This window comes from Pelomonas sp. KK5 (assembly GCF_001984095.1).
GTDB lineage: Bacteria > Pseudomonadota > Gammaproteobacteria > Burkholderiales > Burkholderiaceae_C > KK5.
Genome location: NZ_LYVQ01000437.1, coordinates 1 through 2091, shown reverse-complemented (window position 1 = coordinate 2091; position 2091 = coordinate 1). Strand labels below are relative to the sequence as shown.

Annotated in this window: 3 protein-coding genes; all 3 read right to left on the bottom strand. The window is 71.4% G+C overall.

Annotated elements, in window-relative coordinates; genetic code table 11:
* Positions 1-421 (bottom strand): ATP-binding cassette domain-containing protein (locus B0W88_RS31405; protein ID WP_233151909.1); only part of this gene is annotated, 421 nt, incomplete at its 3' end.
* Positions 421-1185 carry an aliphatic sulfonate ABC transporter permease SsuC gene (gene ssuC, locus B0W88_RS31400; RefSeq protein WP_083749198.1) on the bottom strand — a complete coding sequence of 255 codons (765 nt, stop codon included), beginning with the start codon at positions 1183-1185 and terminating at the stop codon, positions 421-423. The genes ssuC and B0W88_RS31405, both read right to left, overlap by 1 nt.
* A gap of 4 nt (positions 1186-1189) precedes the next feature.
* Positions 1190-2091, bottom strand: a 902-nt coding sequence (locus tag B0W88_RS31395; RefSeq protein WP_077038373.1) for an LLM class flavin-dependent oxidoreductase, incomplete at its 5' end; no start/stop codon positions are given.

Sequence of the window (2091 nt, the reverse complement as noted above, 5' to 3'; positions counted from 1 at the left end):
CGGCCAGGCCGACCTGGGCCAGCGCCTGCAGCGCCCGCTCGCGGCCCTCGGCCTTGGGCAGGCCCAGCGCGATGTTGTCGACGACGCGGGCCCAGGGCAGCAGCCGGGCGTCCTGGAACATCATCCGCGTGCCCTCGCCCGCCGCGCCGTCGAGCCGGCCGGCCGTGGCCTGCTCCAGGCCGGCCAGCAGGCGCAGCAGCGTGCTCTTGCCGCAGCCGCTGCGGCCGATGATGGCGAGGAACTCGCCGGCCCTGACGTCGAGATTCAGCGCATCCAGCACCAGGCGCTCGCCGTACTGCTTGGACAGGCCGCGCAGCGACAGCGGGGCGCCGCCGCCGGGCGGGGTGAAGGGCGCCAGCGGCGAGCGCTCGCGGACCGGCGCGTCGGTGAACAGGTCGAGGGTGGTGGAGATCGTCATCATCATGAAGCCACCTGGTAAGCGGGATGCCAGCGAAGCCAGGCGCGTTCCAGCGCGCGGGCCAGCACGTCGGCGCCCTTGCCCAGCAGCGCGTAGACCAGGATGCCCACGAGCACCACGTCGGTCTGCAGGAACTCGCGGGCGTTCATCGTCATGTAGCCGATGCCGGACTGGGCCGAGATCGTCTCGGCCACGATCAGCAGCACCCACATCAGGCCCAGCGAGAAGCGCAGGCCGACGAGGATGGACGCCAGCGCGCCCGGCAGGATCACCTTGAGGTGCAGCTGCCAGCCGGAGAGGCCATAGGAGCGGGCCATCTCGACCAGGTCGCGGTCGACGTTGCGGATGCCGTGGAAGGTGTTCAGGTAGACCGGGAAGAACACGCCCAGGGCGACGATGAAGAGCTTGGCCGTCTCGTCGATGCCGAACCACAGGATCACCAGCGGGATCAGCGCCAGCGGCGGGATGTTGCGCAGCATCTGCAGCGAGGTGTCCAGCAGCGTCTCGGCCCAGCGCAGCGTGCCGGTGGCGACGCCCAGCAGCAGGCCCAGGCCCGCGCCGATCGCGAAGCCGGTGGCGGCGCGCAGCGTGCTGATCCAGAGGTGGCGCCACAGCTCGCCGGACTCGCCGAGCGAGACCGCCGCCTGCAGCACGGCGAAAGGCGCCGGCAGCACGCGGGTGGAGAGCCAGCCGAGCTGCGCGGCGGCCTGCCACAGCGCGATCACCGCCAGCGGGACGAGCCAGGGAATGAAGCGTTTGAAGACCATGGCTTCAGCTCGCCGCCGCCAGGCGGCCCGGCACATGATGGTTGGCCACGATCTCGCCGAAGGGCCCGGTCAGCTTGGGCGCCTGCAGTTTCTCCTGCACCTCGATCGGCAGCAGCGGGAACACCAGCTCGGCGAAGCGGTAGGCCTCCTCCAGGTGCGGGTAGCCGGAGAGGATGAAGTTATCCAGGCCCAGCGCGGCGTATTCCTTGATGCGCTCGGCGACCTGCTCGGGGCTGCCCACCAGGGCCGTGCCCGCGCCGCCGCGCACCAGGCCCACGCCGGCCCACAGGTTGGGCGAGATCTCCAGGCCCTCGCGCACGTTGCTCTTGTTCAGCCGGCCCTTGTTCAGCTCCGCCATGCGGCGCTGGCCGACCGAGTCCATCTGCGCGAATTTCGCCTGCGCCGAGGCGATGACGCTCTCGTCCAGATGGCTCACCAGCTTCGCCGCGGCGGACCAGGCCTCGGCCTCGGTCTCGCGCACGATCACATGCAGGCGGATGCCGAACTGCAGCGTACGGCCCTGCGCGGCGGCGCGGGCACGCACGTCGGCCACCTTGGCGGCGGCGGCGGCGGGCGGCTCGCCCCAGGTCAGGTAGGTGTCCACCTGCTCGGCGGCCAGCTCGTGCGCCTGCTCCGAGGAGCCGCCGAAGAACACCGATGGATAGGGCTTGCTGATCGGCGGGTAGAGCAGCTTGCCGCCCTTGACGCCCAGGTGCTCGCCGTCGAAGTCGATCGCCCGGCCCTCGTGGCTGGCTGCCAGCACCTCGCGCCAGATCTGCAGGAACTCGCGCGACTGCTCGTAGCGCTCGGCGTGCGGCAGGAACTGCCCGTCGCCGGCCAGCTCCTCCGGGTCGCCGCCGGTGACCAAGTTGACCAGCAGGCGGCCGCCGGAGAGGCGGTCCAGCG